Annotated in this window: 14 protein-coding genes and 1 pseudogene; 4 read left to right on the top strand and 11 right to left on the bottom strand. The window is 73.1% G+C overall.

Going from position 1 to position 17,542, the window contains the following annotated elements; translation table 11 throughout:
- Positions 1 to 71 precede the first annotated feature (71 nt).
- Together ABD347_RS10185 and ABD347_RS10180 are read right to left on the bottom strand one after the other, a co-directional pair.
- The gene (locus tag ABD347_RS10185) at positions 72 to 1,067 is read right to left on the bottom strand and encodes an ABC transporter substrate-binding protein (RefSeq protein WP_344359277.1); all 996 of its coding nucleotides are present in this window, start codon (positions 1,065 to 1,067) and stop codon (positions 72 to 74) included.
- A 58-nt stretch (positions 1,068 to 1,125) separates the two neighbouring features.
- On the bottom strand, positions 1,126 to 1,929 hold the full coding sequence (locus tag ABD347_RS10180; protein ID WP_344359274.1) for an ABC transporter ATP-binding protein: 804 nt from the start codon (positions 1,927 to 1,929) through the stop codon (positions 1,126 to 1,128).
- Between the two features lie 380 nt (positions 1,930 to 2,309).
- On the opposite strand from ABD347_RS10180, the gene ABD347_RS10175 reads away from it, so the two are divergent.
- Together ABD347_RS10175 and ABD347_RS10170 are read left to right on the top strand one after the other, a co-directional pair.
- Positions 2,310 to 3,260 (top strand): NAD-dependent epimerase/dehydratase family protein, encoded by a 951-nt coding sequence (locus ABD347_RS10175; RefSeq protein ID WP_344359272.1) that lies wholly within the window; start codon positions 2,310 to 2,312, stop codon positions 3,258 to 3,260.
- Positions 3,261 to 3,322: 62 nt separating this feature from the next.
- Positions 3,323 to 6,835, top strand: a complete 3,513-nt coding sequence (locus tag ABD347_RS10170) for an aminotransferase class I/II-fold pyridoxal phosphate-dependent enzyme (protein WP_425575623.1) — start codon at positions 3,323 to 3,325, stop codon at positions 6,833 to 6,835.
- On the opposite strand, the gene ABD347_RS10165 is transcribed toward ABD347_RS10170, so the two are convergent.
- From ABD347_RS10165 to ABD347_RS10135, 7 genes are all read right to left on the bottom strand, one after another.
- The gene (locus ABD347_RS10165; RefSeq protein ID WP_344359267.1) at positions 6,828 to 7,385 is read right to left on the bottom strand and encodes a toxin; all 558 of its coding nucleotides are present in this window, start codon (positions 7,383 to 7,385) and stop codon (positions 6,828 to 6,830) included. The genes ABD347_RS10170 and ABD347_RS10165 overlap by 8 nt on opposite strands.
- Positions 7,382 to 7,822: a helix-turn-helix domain-containing protein gene (locus ABD347_RS10160; RefSeq protein WP_344359264.1), complete on the bottom strand. Its 441-nt coding sequence runs from the start codon at positions 7,820 to 7,822 to the stop codon at positions 7,382 to 7,384. The genes ABD347_RS10165 and ABD347_RS10160 overlap by 4 nt, the downstream gene beginning before the upstream one ends.
- Before the next feature lie 362 nt (positions 7,823 to 8,184).
- Positions 8,185 to 9,378, bottom strand: a complete 1,194-nt coding sequence (locus ABD347_RS10155) for an MAB_1171c family putative transporter (protein ID WP_344359261.1) — start codon at positions 9,376 to 9,378, stop codon at positions 8,185 to 8,187.
- A 41-nt stretch (positions 9,379 to 9,419) separates the two neighbouring features.
- On the bottom strand, positions 9,420 to 10,130 hold the full coding sequence (locus tag ABD347_RS10150; protein ID WP_344359259.1) for a TetR/AcrR family transcriptional regulator: 711 nt from the start codon (positions 10,128 to 10,130) through the stop codon (positions 9,420 to 9,422).
- 617 nt (positions 10,131 to 10,747) lie between these two features.
- Entirely contained in the window at positions 10,748 to 11,422 is a 675-nt protein-coding gene (locus ABD347_RS10145) for a DUF3618 domain-containing protein (RefSeq protein ID WP_344359257.1), read from the bottom strand.
- Positions 11,398 to 11,844 carry a phage holin family protein gene (locus ABD347_RS10140; protein ID WP_344359253.1) on the bottom strand — a complete coding sequence of 149 codons (447 nt, stop codon included), beginning with the start codon at positions 11,842 to 11,844 and terminating at the stop codon, positions 11,398 to 11,400. The genes ABD347_RS10145 and ABD347_RS10140 overlap by 25 nt, the downstream gene beginning before the upstream one ends.
- Positions 11,844 to 12,551, bottom strand: coding sequence for a hypothetical protein (locus tag ABD347_RS10135; protein ID WP_344359251.1), 708 nt, complete (start codon positions 12,549 to 12,551; stop codon positions 11,844 to 11,846). Before ABD347_RS10135 ends, ABD347_RS10140 begins: the two co-directional genes overlap by 1 nt.
- 1,075 nt (positions 12,552 to 13,626) lie before the next feature.
- Between ABD347_RS10135 and ABD347_RS10130 the strand changes: the two genes are divergently transcribed.
- Positions 13,627 to 14,463 carry an SDR family NAD(P)-dependent oxidoreductase gene (locus tag ABD347_RS10130; protein WP_344359248.1) on the top strand — a complete coding sequence of 279 codons (837 nt, stop codon included), beginning with the start codon at positions 13,627 to 13,629 and terminating at the stop codon, positions 14,461 to 14,463.
- Positions 14,464 to 14,653: 190 nt separating this feature from the next.
- Complete coding sequence (locus tag ABD347_RS10125; RefSeq protein ID WP_344359246.1) at positions 14,654 to 14,860, top strand: hypothetical protein; 207 nt, start codon at positions 14,654 to 14,656, stop codon at positions 14,858 to 14,860.
- A gap of 159 nt (positions 14,861 to 15,019) precedes the next feature.
- On the opposite strand, the gene ABD347_RS10120 is transcribed toward ABD347_RS10125, so the two are convergent.
- Together ABD347_RS10120 and ABD347_RS10115 are read right to left on the bottom strand one after the other, a co-directional pair.
- Positions 15,020 to 16,138 carry a magnesium and cobalt transport protein CorA gene (locus tag ABD347_RS10120; RefSeq protein ID WP_344359245.1) on the bottom strand — a complete coding sequence of 373 codons (1,119 nt, stop codon included), beginning with the start codon at positions 16,136 to 16,138 and terminating at the stop codon, positions 15,020 to 15,022.
- A gap of 401 nt (positions 16,139 to 16,539) precedes the next feature.
- A pseudogene (locus ABD347_RS10115) lies at positions 16,540 to 17,450 on the bottom strand (helix-turn-helix transcriptional regulator).
- Positions 17,451 to 17,542 lie beyond the last annotated feature (92 nt).

The raw sequence follows: 17,542 nt of genomic DNA, 5'->3' as shown, positions 1-17,542 counted from the left end.
GAGCGCGGCTCGTGGGCGGCGGCCGGGCAGACGGGCGGCGGGTGCGGCCGTCGTCAGTCCTTCCGGGGCCATCAGACCTTCAGAGCCTTACCGGTCTCGTCGAGGATGTGCATCGCCGACAGCGGACCGCCGAAGAGCCAGGTGCCGGGGTCGAGCGGCAGGGCCTTGTCCGTCCTGACGAACTCCAGGCCCTTCCACACCGCGTTGTCCGCGAGGTCACCGGTGAACGGGTCGTCGTTGGCGGCGGCGACGTACAGGAAGGTCGCGTCCTTCTCCACCTTGGTCAGGCCCTCGACGCCGACCGTGGTCATGCCCCAGGCGTCGGACTGGCCCTTCCAGCCGTTCTTCAGCCCGGCCAGGTTCAGTACCTGGGGAGCGATCGCGTCATCGGTGAGCATGCGGATCGAGGCGGCGCCGTTGGCGGTGAAGCCCTGCGCGAGCGCGTACTTCAGGCCTCCCTTGCCCGCCTTCTCCAGCCGGCCCTTGAGGTCGGCGGCCTTGGTGTCGATCCGCCGGGTGATCTCGGCTGCCTTGTCCTCCTTGCCGACCGCCTTCGCCAGCTCGCCGAAGTTCTTCTTCATCGTCTGGAGCTGCGGCTTGGTGGTGTACGTGAACGACAGCACCGGCGCGATGGCCTGAAGCTGCTTCAGGTTGGCCTTCGACCGGTCGTTGTCGATCACGATGAGGTCCGGCTGGAGGGCGCGGATCTTCTCCAGGCTGGGCTCGTTGCGGTCGCCCACATCGGTCACCCCGCCCGGCAGGCCCGCGCCCTTGGCGGTGATCCAGGTGCTGTAGCCCTTGTTGTCGGCGTTGCCGGCCGGGGTGACACCGAGCGCGACCAGTTCCTCGGTGTACGTCCACTCCAGCGCCACGACCTTGGTCGCGGGCTTGTCCAGGCCGACCTTGCCCTGGGCGGTGTCGACGGTGATCCCGCCGCTCGCCGGCTTGCCACCACCACTCTCGCCGTCCGTGCTCTCGCCGACCGTTCCCGACCCGCAGCCCGCGGCGGTGAGCATCAGGGCCACAGCGGTACCGCCCGTCGCCAGGGCGCGCAGCATTCTCTGCATGGTGAATCTCTCCTTGTGTGCTGGTGGTGCGGGCGGACCGCCGTCGGCCCCCGGGGGTTCAGGACGCGGCGGGAGCCTGGGACCGCTGGGGGAAGCAGGCGAGATAGCCGGTGGCCGGATCGCGTACGACGCTCACGCGCAGCCCGAAGGCCCGTTCGATGACGTCCGGCGTGAGGACGTCGCCGGCCGCGCCCGAGGCGGCGATCCCGCCGTCCGCGACGACCACGACGTCGTCGGCGTAGGCCGCGGCCTGCATCAGGTCGTGCAGGACCACCCCGACGGCGATGTCGTGCTCCCGGGCCAGGCGCCGTACGACGTCGAGCACTTCGAACTGGTGGCGCATGTCGAGGTACGTGGTGGGCTCGTCCAGCAGGAGCACTCCGGCGCGCTGCGCCAGCACCATGGCCAGCCACGCCCGCTGACGCTCGCCGCCGGAGAGCTCGTCGAGCCGGCGGTCGACGAGCGGGGCCGCGTCCGTGACGTCCAGCGCCCAGTCGATCGCCTCCGTGTCCTCGCCGGTGTGCCTCGCGAGTGCGCCTCGGTGGGCGTACCGGCCGTGCCGTACGAGCTCACGGACCGTCACCCCGGCGGGAGCCTGCGAGGTCTGCGGCAGGAACGCCAGCCGCTGGGACAGCGTGCGGCGGGCGAACGACCCGAGAGGCGTGCCGTCGACGCGCACCTGACCCGCGAGTGGCGGAAGAAGGCCCGCCACGGTGCGCAACAGGGTCGATTTTCCGCAGCCGTTGGGCCCGACGAGCACGGTGATCGCCCCGGCCCGCAGCGACAGGTCCACCCGCTTCAGCACAGGGCGGCCGCCATGCCCGACATCGAGGTCCTTCGCCACCAGGCGGACGTCGCCCATTGGACACCACGTTCCTTCCCCCGTCACCGGCCCGACCGCGCCACCATACAACTTAGGTAAGGCACACCTTATGGCTCCGGCGGAGATCGTCCAGCTTGTGACCATGTCGAGATCTGCCACACCACCCCGCGCCCCCTTCGCGCACACTCAAGCCACTTCTGCCACGCGCCGGTTGTGGTGTAAGGGGCGCCCGGGACGGCTGGTCATCCGTCGCCCGCAGGCGCTTCCCGGGTGCCGGTCCGCTGGACGGCCGGCCCCGTGCGGCCCGAAATCGACTACTGTGAGGGCGAGTTCAGGACGACCGCCCCCCCGCGGTGCCCGCAGCGAGTGGACGGCGCGTTCCTGACGGACGCGGTACGCGGCCGGGTTAGTGTGCGTGCGTGAACCTTCATGTCGTCTTAGGTTTCGGGCCCGCCGGGGCGGCCACCGCGCGGCTGCTGGCAGGACAGGGCCACTCCGTACGCGTCATCACCAGATCGGGGCGCAGCCCGGAGCGGGGCATCGAGCACATCGCGCTGGACGCGAGGGACAGCGGGAGACTGGTCGACGCCGCCAAGGGGGCGACCGCGATCCACGGCTGCGCCGCACCGCCCTACCACCGCTGGGCCGACGAGTGGCCACCGCTGGCCTCGTCGGCCTTCGAGGCGGCCGAGGCGACCGGCGCCGTCCTCGTCATGCTGGGCAACCTCTACGGCTACGGCCCGGTGGACGGCCCCCTGACCGAGGACCTGCCTCTCGCGGCCACCGGCCCCAAGGGGCGGGTGCGCGCCACGCTGTGGGAGCAGGCGCGGGCACGGCACGAACAGGGCCGTATCAAGGCGGTCGAGGTGCGGGCCTCGGACTTCTTCGGGCCCGGCGTGACCGACGGCGGCCACCTCGCGGCCCGGGTCATGCCCCGGCTGCTGCGCGGCAAGCCGGTCACCACGCTCGGCGATCCGGACGCCCCGCACAGCTGGACCTACCTCCCCGACGTGGCCCGGACGCTGGCCGAGGTCGCGGCCGAGGAACGGGCCTGGGGGCGCGCCTGGCACGTCCCGACGGCGCCCGCCCTGTCCACCCGGGCCATGGTCGACCGCCTCGCGGCCCGCGCGGGAACGGCACCGGTCGCGGTCCGCGGAATGCCTCCGGCCGTCCTGGGCGCCGCGTCGCTCGTCTCCCCGCTCCTCCGGGAACTCAAGGAAGTGCGCTACCAGTTCGACCGGCCCTTCGTCGTCGACTCGACCGCCTACGAGTCCTCGTTCGCGGTACGGGCCACCCCCGTGGACGAACAGGTCGACGCGACCGTGGACTGGTGGCGGGAGCGACTGGCGACCGCCGGGCCGCGGCGGTGACGGTGAGCGGCGCCCCCGCGGGCCCCGGGGAGACGCGGCGGGACGATGTCGCCGTCGTGGGGATGTCGTGTCGTTTCCCCGGGGCGGGGGACCTGAACCAGTACTGGCGGCTCCTGATGGCGCCGCGCGCCCGGTTCTCCACCGTCCCGGACTCACGCTGGCGCAGCGCCGCGTTCCTCGGCGACGACTTCCGCGACCCGTCCTCCGTCTACACCGACACCATGGCCCTGCTGCCGGACGTGGGGCACTTCGACGCGGCGCACTACAACATCCCGCCACGGCGAGCCGCGGCGATGGACCCGCAGGCCCGGCTGCTGATCGATCTCGCCCGCGAGGCGATCCAGGACGCGGGGTGGGAGACCGACGGCTTCGACCGCGAGGAGACCTCGGTGATCACGTCGCTCACCGAGAGCGGATACCGCGACATCAGCACCCTGCAGATCCGGATGCGCCAGCTGGCCGGCGGCGAGTTCGGGGCGCGGGCGACCGACCCCCGGTGGCGTGAGACGGCCCGCGCCGTGGGCGGACTGCACGGTTCGTCCGCGGCCGGTCTCCTGCTCAACATGGGCCCCAACACCATCAGTTCGGTCTTCGACCTGCACGGTGAGAGTTACGCGCTGGACTCGGCGTGCTCCGGCGGACTGATGGCCGTGGCCAACGCCGTGTTCGCGCTACGGGCGGGCCGGTGCCGCATCGCCCTGGCGGGCGGCGCGCAACTGCATGTCACCCCCGACCTGTTGGTGGGGCTGTGCCGGATAGGCGCCATCTCGCGCAGCGGCAGGTGCCTGCCGTTCGGCGCCGAGGCGGACGGGTTCGTCCTCGGAGAGGGCGCAGGAGTCCTGGTCCTGCGGCCCCTGTCCGACGCGCTGGCGGCCGGCGACCGGGTGTACGCGGTGATCCGGGGCGTGGGAACGGCCAATGACGGCACCGTGCACGGCGGTATGCACCCCCGGGCGGCCGGTCAGCTGCGAGCCCTGCGCCGGGCCTACCGGGACGCGGGCGTCAGCCCCGGCACGGTGGGCTACCTGGAGGCGCACGGCACCGGGACCACGGTCGGCGACCCCGTCGAGACCGGTGTCCTGCGCGACCTGCGCGGCGAGGCGGACGCCGCACCCGCCCTGCTCGGCGCGGTGAAGGCGGTGGTCGGGCACTCGCTCAACGCGGCGGGCGTGGCCGGCCTCATCAAGACCGTCCTCGCCGTGCACCGGGGCGTGGTACCACCGCAACCCGAGTTCGCCCTGGCCGGCCGTCCCGTCCTCGAAGCCGCGCGGCTGACCGTGCCGACCGCGCCGGCCCCCTGGCCGCTCTCCGGTGCGCCGCGCCGGGCGGGTGTGAGCGCCTTCGGATTCGGCGGCACCGGCGTCCACCTGGTCGTGGAGGAGTGCGTCACGGCACCGGCCCGCCCCCGGGCACCGGACGCCGGTGGACCGCACCTCCTGCTCCTCAGCGCCCGCGACCGCGCCGGGCTGGCCCGGTACGCCCGCGAACTGGCCCAAGCCGTCTCCGCCGACCGCCCGCCCATGGCGCGGGTGGCGGACACCCTGGCCCGCCGCACCACTCTCGCGGAGCGCCTCGCGCTGGTGGTGGAGGACACCGCCGACGCCGTGGCCAAGCTGAACGCGGCGGCCGAGGCGTTGGCGGCCGGCCGCACCGGAGAGCTCGGGCCGGGCCAGGTGGCCGGCACGGCGCCGCGCGGAGAGCCGCCGGGCACCGCCGTACCGGAGCGCGGGCCCCTGCCCCCCGGAGCGGGCACGGTCGCGCCCGCCCGGCTCGCGGAACGCGCGGTCACCGGCGCGGGGCCGGGCCCCATGACGGAACGCGTGCCCCCGTGCACCCTGCCGCCCAGCCCGCTCGCCCCGCGTCGCCACTGGGTGGTGGACGAGTCGGCCCGCGAGGCGGCGGGGGAGGACGGGACCGTACCGCCGCCCGCGTACATACCGCCGCCCGCGCCGCCGCCCGCGCACATACCGCCTCCCGCCCCCGCCCCCGTACCGGTGTCCGTACCGCCTCCCGCGCCCGTACCGGCGCGGCGTCCGGCGGCAGGGGGCGGCGGCGCGCCCGGTCCTTCCGGCGCTTCCGTCGTGCTCGCGGAGGTGTCGCGGATCGGCGTCCTCCCCCTCTCCGGCCTGGACGAGCGGATGGCGCTCGGGAACGATCTCGGCTTCGACTCCCTGATGCTCCACGAGCTGGAGGCCGGCATCGGCAGGCGGATACCGGGCTTCCGCACCGAGGAGATGTACGCGCCCGGACTCACCATCGGGCGCCTGATCGCCCTGGCCGATCCGCACCGGCAGGAGCCGCCGGCCCCCGGTGAACCGCTCACGCCGGAGCCCCCGGCGGACTGGGACGCGGCTACCGGACGCGTCGAGGACTTCGCCGAGGTCCGGCAGTTCGAGGAGCGGCTGAGCGCGGTCACCGCCAGTGGCGCGGCCTTCCCGTACTTCCGCGTCCACCAGGGCACCATCCGCGACACCACGGTGGTCGGCGACCGGTCCTACCTGTCCTTCGGCAGCTACAACTACCTGGGGCTCTCCGGACATCCGGCGGTCAACGAGGCCGCCCGCCTGGCGGTGGGGCGGTACGGGACCTCCGTCTCCGCCAGCCGGGCGCTGTCCGGCGAACGGGACCTGACGGTACGGCTGGAGCGCGCGCTCGCGGACTTCCTCGGCGTCGGGGACTGCCTGGCGCTGGTGAGCGGCCACGCCACCAACGTCACCGCGATAGGGCACCTCGTCGGCCCCGACGACCTGGTGCTGCACGACGCGCTCGCCCACGACAGCATCCTTCAGGGCTGCGCGTTGTCCGGCGCGGCGCGGCGCCCGTTCGCCCACAACGACACCGGCCGGCTGGAGCACCTGCTGCGGGTCAACCGGTCGCGCTTCCGGCGGGTGCTGATCGCCGTCGAGGGCGCGTACAGCATGGACGGCGATCTGGTCGACCTGCCGGCCGTGATCGACCTGAAGAAGCGTTACGGCGCCCTGCTGATGGTGGACGAGGCGCACAGCATCGGCACGGTGGGCGAGAGCGGCCGTGGCGTGGGGGAGTTCTTCGGCGTCGCCCGGTCCGACGTCGACCTGTGGATGGGCACCCTCTCCAAGGCCTTCGCCAGCTGCGGCGGGTACCTGGGCGGCTCGGCCCGGACGGTGCGGTGGCTCCGGCACACGCTGCCGGGCTTCGTGTACAGCGTGGGCCTCACCCCGGCCAACGCGGCCGCCGCGCTGGCCGCCACGGAGCTGATCGTCGCCGAACCGCACCGGGTGCGGGCTCTGCGGCGTAACGCGGAGCTCTTCCGGGGGCTGGCGGCCTCGGCCGGACTGGCGACGGGTTCCAGCGCGGACACCCCCATCGTGCCGTGCCTCCTCGGCGACTCGGCGAGGACGCTGCGCGTCGCGGACCGGCTGTTCGATCGCGGGGTCATCGCCGACCCGATCCTGCACCCCGCGGTGGAGGAAGGGCTCGCGCGACTGCGCTTCTTCGTCACCGGCGAGCACCGTGAGGACGACATCCGGCGCGCCGTGTCCGTCCTGGCCGAGGAGGTGGAGTCCACCGGGGAAGGAGTGCGTCACGTCAGATGAGGGTCTGTTCTATCCGGTTCAGCGTGGCGTTCTTCCCCGGCCCGGCCGGGGCCGTGCCGCGCCGGGCCCCGGTGCTGCCGACCCGCTGGGAGAGCAGGTAGGCGATGATCTCCGCCTCCTGCTCCTGGACGTCGTCGTAGGTCGCGCGCAGGAGCATGTCGCGTACGAGGTCGGGGTCGAGGTCCGGGAAGAGGAGGCGGGAACTCGCCTCGTCCAGCCAACCCGCCCCGCGATGACAGCAGATGATGTGTCCCAGCTCGTGCAAGATGATGTGCTCCTGATGCGCGCCGGTCGTGTTGGCGTCGTAGAAGATGAGGTCCTCGTCGCGTGCGGCGACCCACATGCCGCACGGGTGCGACGCGGGCATCCGCATCGGGACCAGCGTGATCGGACGGCCCCGGACCTCGCTGAGGTGGCGGCAGAGCGCGGCCACATCGGCCACCTGCGGCAGGTCGAGAGCGGCGATCCGCCGGGCGCCGGCCTTCCGCAGCCTCTTGAGCCGGCTGCGGCGGTCCTGGTCGGCCGACCGCCCTTTCCCGCTGCCCCTCACTCCTGGTCCACGGGGTCGGTGACGGGCGGGAGGCCCTGCATCTGCCGGTACTGGTCCATGATGGCCGTGATGGCCTGGAGGTTCTCCTTCTTCATCCCGGCGGCCCGCATCGCCACCGAGCGGACCCCGGCCTGCCGCAGCGCCTCGACGGCGGCGACCTGGCTCAGTACGGACTCGGCGACCTCGTCGTCGAAGAAGTAGGCGACCGACACCCCGAAGAAGCGCGCCAGAGCGGCCAGCAGGTCGGGCGAGGGATTGGAGCGCTTGCCCGTCCGCAACTGCGACAGGTACACGCCCCCGACCCTGAGATCCGGATTGGCCTGCTTCAGTTCCTCCGCCACCTCGGCGTTGGTCCAGTGCTTGCCCTTGGGGCGGATCGTCTTGAAGAGGTCGTCCAGACGTACCGCCAGCACGGGCCGGTCCTCGGTCCCGGACATCGCGTTCTCCCTCCCGTCACCTCCTCGGCATAGCCCTTGGCTAACCGTCAGCTTCCCAGATTAGCGGTTGGTTGACAATCGACCGTAACTCAGACAACGTTGGAGCTCGCCGATAGCTGGCAGCTAACTTGGTTCACGGGGGTGGCCGAGTCGGATGCCGGTCATCTCGGCCGGTCCGGCCCTCGGGGGATGGGTCGGGCCAGGGCCGGGCGGGGAGGACCCGCCCGGCCCGCGGACCCGACGGGGGAGCCCGGCGATGGCCCGGTGGCCACCCACGGGGGACGGGGGGAGGCCGCCGGGCCCGGCGGGGGAGTGCGGGCCGGGCGGTGGCCATCGCCGCGTACGGGCACCGGCGCGGACGCTCACACAGGGGAGTGGTCGCCGGCCGGAGCCGGGTGGTCCCGCCCCGCCCTGCCCAGCCGGCGGTAGGCGGAGGCGACCTGGGTGAGCCAGGCGACCTCCGCGGTGAAGTTGTCCGTGTCGCGGTCCTCGAAGTCGCCGGCGTCCTTGTTGTCGGGGGGAACGGTGCCGGTGCGCTTGGCGTGGAGGGCCTGCCGGATCTGCGCCGCCTCGGTGAACGCCTGAAGGGACTCCTCACGCGACTCCGGGTCCGCCCCGGCGGCGCCGTTGACCGTGCGGTCGATGTACGGGCGCAGGTCCCGCCAGCCGTCCCGGATCTCCACCACCCGGCGGTGCAGGCGGTAGTCGAGGTCGGAGACGGAGGCGCCGGGCGGCTCCAGGACGATGTCGGGAGAGGACTCGTACAGGTCCCGCCAGAGCGGATAGAGGGCCCGGTACGCGCGGTACCTGCGCACCCATCCCACGACGCCGGCGGCCGAGGCCCACCAGGAGGACATGGTGAGGCTGAGGGACAGCAGGACGATCCCGGCCGCGCTGAAGACGGACGCGGCGACCTTCCACACGCCGATGTCGATGCCGGACGCGGCGGTGAGGATGTTCACCGTCCGGGCCGCGCAGTAGAGGAAGAGGACGACCGCGGCGACCGAGAGCAGCCGCAGGGCCCGGCGCAGCGAGGCGTTGTCGGTCATGCGGGCGTAGGGGCCGCACTGGCGGAAGATGGTGACGCACGGAACCGCCTGCGAGACGATGAACAGCAGGAGGTAGGTGAGGATCAGCGGCCGGCCGCTGCCGGTGTCGAAGTCCGAAGCCGGCCTCTCCGGACCGTCGGCGACGAAGAAGAGCGCCGCCAGGGCCGCGTCGAGGACGATACCGGTGACCAGCCAGTAGCGGGACTTCCGCGCCGCCTCCTCGTCGGCGCTCGCCCACCGCAACAGGATGATCTGCGCACTGACGCAGAAGGCGACGGCCGACAGGTGCATCACCAGGATGGCGAGGTTGCCGACGCCGAGGAAGCTCTCGCCCCCCATGGCGACGGCCCCCATCGTGAAGGTGAGGCACTGGAGCAGCAGGGTGATGACGAGGGTGCGATAGGCGTTCTCCCGCCAACTGCGCCGCACCTGGCACAGCCGGTAGAGCAGCGCGGCGTACGACGAGAGCGCCGCGATGACGAAGCAGAGGGTTCTGGTGGTGTTCAAGGGCCTGGTTCCCTGCCGGTGACGCGCACGCTGCGGACGGTTCAGTCTGTGGTCTCGCCCGAGGGGACCTCGAGCCCGATGCTCTCGGCCGCCACGGCGACGGCGTAGTCGAAGAACGCGGCCTCGTCGCGGACGCTGTCGTGCGTGCGGCTGAAGACCTGGAACACCAGCAGCCCGATCAGGCTGCTCCACAGCACGATGCCGCGCTCGATGATGTCCGAGAACGGCGCCCCGGGCACGCCGCCGAAGAGCTCCACCGCCTCCGGCAGGAGCAGCGGCGGGCCGGGCACCGTCCGCCGCGGCGGGGCGAGTTCACCGGCCTCCAGCGCGGACCGCACGATGCCGGCCAGGACGGCAGGGGTGCGCGAAGCCGGGGGGACGGTGTCCTGGGGCGCGTGGTAACCGGGGATCGGGGAGCCGTAGATCAGCGTGAACTCGGCCGTGTTGTCGAACGACCACTGTCGCAGCGCCCGAGTGACCGCCAGGAGCCGCGCGCCCGCCGACGCGCCGCCGTCCCTCGCCGCCTGATCGGCCCGCTCCATCGCGGCCCCGGAGTCGTTGTAGGCGTCGATGACCAGAGCGGTCAACAGGGCGTCACGGTGCGGGAAGACGGCCTCCACACCGGCGACGGGCACACCGCTCTCACGGGCGACGGCGTCCAGTGACAACCCTGAGGCGCCCACTTTCGTCAACAGGTGGCGCGCGGTGGACTTGATGTTCTCGTCTGCGGAGCCGGTTCCGGATGCGTCCATGGTCGCACCGTACCTGTCGGCGACAGCAGCACAGGAGTTCAATCGGCCGACCGTCGCGACGATGCGTTGTGATCCGGCCACGCCCCCGGCCGCGTCGGCCGGCCCGGCGACGTGCCAGGCGCGGCTGGGGCAGCGGAGCCGCCGGAGCCCCGGATCGCTCTCTCCGACAGGCTCCCGGGGCAGTCGTCGGTACGGCGGTCCGCCTGCCCCGTCTTCTCGCCCGGCGCGGTCGTCGTCCCCTTCTCCGGTCCGCCCCGACGCGTGACCGTCCGCCCCCGGGGGCGGACGGTCGAACGGTCTCCGGCAGCCTTATGGCCGCGGCCGTGGCGTGGGGGACGTGAGGGGCCGGGACGTCGGCGGCCGGGGGTCGGCGGGTCGTCCGCCGCCGGTGCTCCGGCGGACGTCGTGTCCGGCTGGTGTCACGTCCAGCGGCTGTTGTCGAGCCGGTGGTCGTCTGTCGAGCCGGTGGTCGTCGAGGCTCGGGGAGCGGCTGCCGGGGGCCGCCTCCCCGGTGGGGCGGGTGCGGTGCGATGCCGGGGACCGGCCGCCGACCCGGGACGCCGGCCCGCTGTGCCGGGCCGATCCGCTCGGCACCGCACCCGCCGCGATTCGTGAGATCAGCGTCCCGTCTGGTCCCGTGCTTCGGCGACGGTCTCCTGCCCCGTCCGCCGCAGACCCTCGGCGGTGTCCTGGCCGGCGGCCCGGGTCTGTTCCTTGGTGGTGTCCACGGCGTCCTGGGCCGTCGACTTCACGGACTCGACCGCCTGCGCGGCCGGCTCGCGCAGCTCTTCCTTGACCTCCTGCGCGGCCTGTACCGCCTGCTGCTTCACCGGCTCCAGCAGCTCGTCGGAGTGCTCGCGGATCCGCTGGCCGGCACGCTCTTCGGCGCTGGTGGTCGGCAGCAGCGCGGCGGTGAGCATACCGGCACCGAAGGCGATCAGCCCGGCGGCCAGCGGGCTGCCCTGCGTCTGTCGTTTGACCTGCTCCGGTGCCTGCTGCAGGGCCTCGCCGGCCTGGCTCGTGGCGTCCTGCACCGTTCGTGCCGCGCTGCCCGCGGTGTCACCGGCGCTGCCGGCGATTCCGTGCGCGGACTGCGTCAGCCCGTCGGCCGCGTCCCGCGTCGTGCCCATCACGCGCTCCTTCACTCCGGTGATCCGGTTGCGGGCCGAACCCGCCTTCCGCCGTGCCACCCTGCCGGGCGTCACCTTGTCCGCGAGGAGATCGACGTTGCGGGCCAGATGAGCGCGGCGGTACTCGACGTCGCTCCTCAGCTCCTGGGGTGTCGCGCCCATCGGGCGTCCTCCTTCAGGTTCTCCATGGTCTGTTCGGGCTTGAGATTGACGGTGCGCAGCCGCTTGCGGCCGATGGTGTAGAGCACCGCGCCGACCACGGCCCACACAGCCGTGACGATGAGAGCCGCCCAGGCGATGTCCATCACGTTGCCGAGCGCGAAGATCACCGTGAAGCTGCCCAGCAGCAGGACCAGGTGTCCGGCGTAGCCGGCTCCGCCCAGCATGCCCATGGCCTTGCCGGCCTTGGTGGACTCCTCCTTGATCTCCGCCTTGGCCAGTTCGATCTCGTCACGGACCAACTGGGACAGGTCCGTGCTGATGTCGCTGATCAGGTCGCCGATGGAGGTGTCCTGCGCGGTGGCGGGCGGTGGCTCCTGGAGGTCCGCCCGGTCGTGTCCGGGTCCGCGTGTCGTCACCGCCATTACCGCCATCCTCCTTCTCCCGGCTGGGGAGCGGGCGGATACGGCGGCGCCGGGGCCACCGCGGGCGGCGGCGGTGAGGGCGGCGTGACCGGTGGGGCCGGGGGGAGACCCGTCGGCGCCTCGGCACCGGTACCCGCGCCCGTCGACGGTGACGAGTACCCGGGCCCGCTCTGCGGGCCGGTCCCCGCCGAGGAGTCCGCCGAACCCGCCGCGCTGACGCCCTTCCCGGCCCGCGCGACGACGAACCCGGCCAGGGCCGCGCCCGCGAGGAAGACGCCCGGACGACGCCGGGCGAAGTCCTGCAGGTCGCCGACGAGACCTTCGGGACCGCGGTGTTCCAGACGGTCGGCGACCTGGTGTCCGCCGTCGGATATCTGACGCACCACGCCACCGACGCCCGACTCCGGCTTGCCGTTCTCGCTCATTTCGCGCAGCTCGTCGGAGAGCCGGCGGACGTTCTCCGCAAGCCGATGCGTCTGGCTCTGCGCCTGCTCGCGGAGCTGGCCCCGCAGCTCTCCCACGAGGTCACGCGCCTGTGCGCTGGCCTCATGAGTGACGCCTGCCACCTGCTCCTTGGCGGTGCCGGCCACCTCCGAGGCCTTTTCCCCGACCATTCCCGCGCTCTCGGCCGCCTTGTCCTGTGCTGTTCGCGCCACCGCGCCGGGCGTGCCCTGGTCGCGGCGCCCTGGCTCCTCGAAGCCGCTCATGAATCCTCCAGAAATGGAAGGGAGTGCTCGTCTGCCGCTTCCGCGTACCCGCATTCCGGTCAGCCATTTACGCGAAGGTCCGAAACCCCGAGCCGGGTGACCGCGGCGGCGACAGCTGTCATGAAGTGTGTGACCGGGCCTGTCGGCCCCAGCCCGCCATCCCTCGCAGTCGGAAGGCCGGGGCGGGCGGCGGAAGGGCGGCTGAAATGGCCCGCAATTGTCAGTGACGGGGCGCCGACGCGTTCCGCCTTCGCGCCGTGCGTCCACCGTGCCGCAGGTCTCCGCCGCACCCGGGCCCGACGGCGACGACGGGACCGGCGGCTTTCGCCGAAAAGCAGGTGCCGAGACGCGCAGCTGCCGACGACATCATTTTCCGTCGGATCCTCGGCCGTCACCACTTCTACGACCGCCCGACCCCCGCCCGCCTCCTCCCGACCGCCCACGCGGCCGGGCCGACGCGACCGGTCGTGCCACCACCGCTCACGATCGCGCGCAGGCGTACGTCATCGACGCGCCCGGAAACGGACCCCGAGCGAGAGCACCCGTCGAAGCCACCGGGCACGGGCCGCGAGGGCCTCCTGGCCGAGGGCCGCCCGGGGGCGGGGGTGCCGAAGCCGTGGAAGGCACCGGGCCACACATGCGGTCCGGCTTGGGTTCGGGGGTCAGGGCGCCGCCCGGGAGGCGGCGGCTGCGGGCGGCGGCTGCGGGCGGCGGCGAGGATGCCGGGCACGTCGTCGGGGCCGTACGCGATCCACAACGCCCTCGCTCCCGGTGCCCGACACGTCCTTCAGTACGGCTGGGTAGCTCAGGGTGCCGCTCACGCCCGCCGCATCCGGGGCGAACGGGTCGACGGCCACCTGGGAGGCGCGCCACAGGCCGGCGCCCCGCAGGTGGCGGGGGAGCACGGCCTTGCCCCGCGCGAGCCGTACGGCGGCGTCGGGGCTCTGGGAGGGCGGTCCCGGCTCGGCCGTGACCTCCAGGGCGGTCAGAAGGCGTCGCGACGCCCCTGGACGAGTCTCCGGGTGACGGGCCCGCCTACGATGGACGGCTCACGCGATCATGACAGGAGGGCCTCATGCCGGGGATCGACCGCCGTGTCGTCGTCGTCACCGGGGGCGGGACGGGCATCGGGGCGGCCACCGCCCGGTTGCTGCGGACGACCGGGCACCACGTGGTCGTCTCGGGGCGGCGGCCCGAACCGCTGGAGCGCGTCGCCGAGGAGACCGGAGCCCTGGCCTGCCCGGCCGACGTCGGTGACCCCGACGCGGTCCAGGGGCTGGTGGACGCCGCCGTGGCCGCGTACGGCCGGCTGGACGGTCTGGTGCTCAACGCGGGCATCGGCCGCGGCGGCGGGGTGGGGGAGCTGTCCGTGGAGGACTGGGACACCGTGATGCGCACGAACGTCACGGGTCCCTTCCTCCTGCTCCGTGCCGCACTGCCGCACCTGCTGGAGACACGGGGCTCGGTCGTCGCCGTCGCGTCGGTGTCCGCGCTGCGCAACGGAGTGGGCAACGCCGCGTACGCCACGTCCAAGGCCGCCCTGCTCCAGTTGTGCCGCTCCCTGGCCGTGGACTACGGCGGGCGCGGGCTGCGGGCCAACACGGTGTGCCCAAGCTGGGTGCGTACCGACATGGCGGACCGCCGGATGGCACGGTTCGCCGACGAGGCGGGCCTGGGGACCGGGAACTCCGCCGCGGAGGGCGTCGAGGTGGCCTACGAGGAGGCGACCCGCCTCTGCCCGGCGGGCCGCCCGGGAGAGCCACGCGAGGTGGCGGAGGCCATCTGCTGGCTGCTCTCCCCGGCCGCCTCGCTGGTCAACGGGGCGGTGCTGACGGTGGACGGTGGTGTGACGGCCGTCGATCCGGGCACGGTCGCCTTCGACTTCCGCGTCGAGCCGCGCGACGGCCGGTGAGGGAGGGCGGAGACGTCACGGCCAGAAGCGGCCGCGTGCGGTGGGTGTGGGACACGTCCAGTGACGGGACGCAAGCGGTGACGGGTCGTCACTCTCAGCGGGCGATCGTAGGGTTGTCGCGCTCGCAGTCGTGCGCGTCAGCGAAGGGGGCCGACGAGATGTGTTCGCCCTGCGGAAGGAGCGGACGGGCATGAGCGGATCCCGGCCCAGGCGCTCGGGTCCGCCGTGCGAACGGAAGATCGACGAGCGGCTCACCACCCTGATCGCGGCCGTCTACCCCGACGACCAGCGCCGGCCGGGCTGCACGAAGCCGGCCCAGGAGACCCGGGAGATTCCCTGTCGCCGCGGCGCTTCTCGGTTCCGGCCCGCCCTCTCGGGGCGCGTGGTTCCCCGTTGAGCAGTCAACAGGTGCGGAGCAGCAGGTGAGGGGAGCGACAACCCCTCCCCAGCGCGCCGCAGTCTCCCCGCAGTCTCCCCGCATTCTCCCCAGGGAGCACGAAAAGGCCCTCCGGGGTCATTCGCAACGCGAAGTTGCTCGGCGTTCCGGGTCTGCTCGTCACAGCCAGTCCCGCCGCTTGAAGATGAAGTACAGGCTGGTGCACACCGCTGCCATCAGGAAAATCGCGAACGGGTAGCCGTAGACCCACTTCAGCTCCGGCATCGCGTCGAAGTTCATGCCGTAGATGGTTCCCACGAGTGTGGGTGCGAAGAGGATGGCCGCCCACGACGAGATCTTCTTGATTTCCTCGTTCTGCTCGAAGCCCGCCTCCGCGAGAGCACGCATTTCCGCGTTCTGCTGCTGGGTGACCAGGGTCGCGTTGACCGTGAGGATTTCGGTGAGGGCCTGGCGGAAGCCGTCCACGCGTTCGCTGGTGTGGGTGACGTGATCGGCGACGTCGCGCAGGTGGCGCTGGAGCTCCTCGTCCGTGCCGTACTTGGCGAAGCCGGCCATCAGGTTGTGGAGCATGCCGACGAGTGGGCGGGTTGCGCGCTGGAACTCCACCATTTCGCGGGAGAGTTCGTAGATGCGGCGGGACACCTCCGGGTCACCCCGGAAGACCTCCGTCTCGATCTCGTCGATGTCGTTCTGGACGCCGGCCACCACCGGTGCGTAGCCGTCGACGACCGCGTCGAGGATGGCGTACAGCACCGCTTCGGGGCCCAGCGCCAGGAGTTCCGGGGTCTCCTCCATGCGGCGGCGGACGGCGGAGAGGTCCGGGGCGGCACCATGGCGGACCGTGATGAGGAAGTCCGGGCCGAGGAAGACGTGGAGTTCGCCGAAGTCGACCTCCTCCTGTGCGTCCAGGTACCGGGCGGCGCGCAGGACGACGAAGAGCGTGTCGCCGTACCGTTCGAGCTTCGGCCGCTGGTGGGCCTCCATGGCGTCCTCGACGGCCAGCTCGTGGAGGTCGAACTCGACGGCGAGAGAGAGGAGTTCCGCCTCCGAAGGGCGGTGCAGCCCTATCCAGGCCATGCCGTCCGGCTCGTCACGCAGTTGGCGGAAGGTCTCGGCGAGGGAGCCGGGGGAGGAGACCCGGCGCCCGTCCCGGTAGAGGGAGGCCTGCACCACGCTGCCCCGGTCGGGCGGCGAGGAGGGGACGGCGGCGGGTACGCGGGCGGGCTCGGGCGTCGTGGAGCGGCGACGCCAGTTCGGCTTCTTCGGAGACAGGGTCATACGGGTCTCACCTCCCGGGTCGAACGATATACGTCCCGGTTTGCGCCGGCACGGCACGCTCGGGTCCATGGCGAGGACAACAGCTGTCCTCAAGGGGTGCGGAGCGTGCGGTGGAGGGGCACCGGTACGACGCCCGTGCTCTCGCCCCCGCGCCCGCAACCGTGCCACGCCGGCACGGCAGCCTCTGCCGGCTCGTACCCCCATGCAGGCGAAGCACGCCGTCGCCCGCCTTGTCGGTCTCCGGGCCCGGACACCCAGTCGCCCTGCTGCTCCTCCCGGCCCGCCCGCGGACTGCCGTCCCGACGAACCGTCCGGCCTGATGGAGGGGCCTGAGACCGCGCGGCTCGTCACCATGCGGCCCACTCCTGGCTGCCCCCGCCCCCCCCCGGCCCCCGTGCCGCTCACGGCAACAGCCCCGCCCGCCGGGCCGCCACCACCGCCTCCAGCCGCGTGCGCGCGCCCAGCTTCCGCATCGCGGACCGCAGGTAGCCCTTGACCGTCTCGGGCCGCAGCCCCAGCCGCTCCGCCGCCACCGCGTCGTCGCGCCCGACGCCACCGCCGCCAGCACGTCCACCTCCCGGGGCGCGAGCGCCGTGCCCGGGGCGCCCGACGGCACCTGGGCTGCGGCCAGCCGCCCGCACACCGCCAACAGCTCCGCCCGCAGGGCCGGGTCCGCGATCCGTGGCGCCAGCGCCCGCAGATCGCCGTGCGCCTCCCGCACCGCCTCCCACCCGGCGTGCCCTGTCCCGGGTACGCCCGACCCGGATCGCCCCGGCCCCTTCTGCGCCGGACCCGCCTGCGCCGGACCCGCCCGGCCCGGCCCCGGTCGGAGGGGCTCCGCCCGGCCCGGCCCCGGCGACTGCCGCACCTCGTCCCGGACCACCAGCGCCTGCTCCACGTCACGTGCCGCCGCCACCGCCGCGTCGAAGACCCGGTCCCCGAGCGGCATCGGCTCGCGCAGCCCGCCGTACAGCACACCCCGCACCCGTCGCCGGACCACCACCGGGACGGCGAGCACCGAGCGCAGCCCCTCGGCCGCCACCGCCCCGTCGTACTCGTGGCTGATGTGCCGCGCCAAGGCGTAGTCGGTCACCGCGCACGGCCGGGCCAGCACGATGGCCTTGCCGCCGAGCCCGTGGCCCGCTCCGATCGCGAGCCCCGCCAGGGCGGTCGACAGCGCGCCGCTCACCTCGGTTATCCGCATCCGGCGACCGTCGTTGAGCGGCCCGCCGAAGGCGATGGGCAACCCGGTGGTACGGCGCAGGCGCAGCAGCGCCGCGCGTATCTCCACAGCTTCCGCGTGCTCGGGCACGTGCACCGCTCCTTCACCCCCGTTCGGGGGTAGTGAGACCTGGGTCACCGATTACACGATGTCGGCAACGGGTCCGGCAACCAGGAGGACGC

The organism is Streptomyces gobitricini, assembly GCF_039532985.1.
Classification (GTDB): Bacteria; Actinomycetota; Actinomycetes; order Streptomycetales; family Streptomycetaceae; genus Streptomyces; species Streptomyces gobitricini.
The sequence above is the reverse complement of the archived record's forward strand: the minus strand, read 5'-3'. Positions and strand labels throughout refer to the sequence as shown.

Excerpts from the sequence above, each read along its gene's own strand:
- ABD347_RS10125 (WP_344359246.1), top strand. The coding sequence starts at position 14,654 with ATGAGCGGATCCCGGCCCAGGCGCTCGGGTCCGCCGTGCGAACGGAAG.
- ABD347_RS10185 (WP_344359277.1), bottom strand. The coding sequence starts at position 1,067 with ATGCAGAGAATGCTGCGCGCCCTGGCGACGGGCGGTACCGCTGTGGCC.
- ABD347_RS10120 (WP_344359245.1), bottom strand. The coding sequence starts at position 16,138 with ATGACCCTGTCTCCGAAGAAGCCGAACTGGCGTCGCCGCTCCACGACG.
- ABD347_RS10135 (WP_344359251.1), bottom strand. The coding sequence starts at position 12,551 with ATGAGCGGCTTCGAGGAGCCAGGGCGCCGCGACCAGGGCACGCCCGGC.
- ABD347_RS10160 (WP_344359264.1), bottom strand. The coding sequence starts at position 7,822 with ATGTCCGGGACCGAGGACCGGCCCGTGCTGGCGGTACGTCTGGACGAC.
- ABD347_RS10145 (WP_344359257.1), bottom strand. The coding sequence starts at position 11,422 with ATGGGCGCGACACCCCAGGAGCTGAGGAGCGACGTCGAGTACCGCCGC.
- ABD347_RS10140 (WP_344359253.1), bottom strand. The coding sequence starts at position 11,844 with ATGGCGGTGACGACACGCGGACCCGGACACGACCGGGCGGACCTCCAG.
- ABD347_RS10150 (WP_344359259.1), bottom strand. The coding sequence starts at position 10,130 with ATGGACGCATCCGGAACCGGCTCCGCAGACGAGAACATCAAGTCCACC.
- ABD347_RS10170 (WP_425575623.1), top strand. The coding sequence starts at position 3,323 with ATGTCGTGTCGTTTCCCCGGGGCGGGGGACCTGAACCAGTACTGGCGG.
- ABD347_RS10180 (WP_344359274.1), bottom strand. The coding sequence starts at position 1,929 with ATGGGCGACGTCCGCCTGGTGGCGAAGGACCTCGATGTCGGGCATGGC.
- ABD347_RS10130 (WP_344359248.1), top strand. The coding sequence starts at position 13,627 with ATGCCGGGGATCGACCGCCGTGTCGTCGTCGTCACCGGGGGCGGGACG.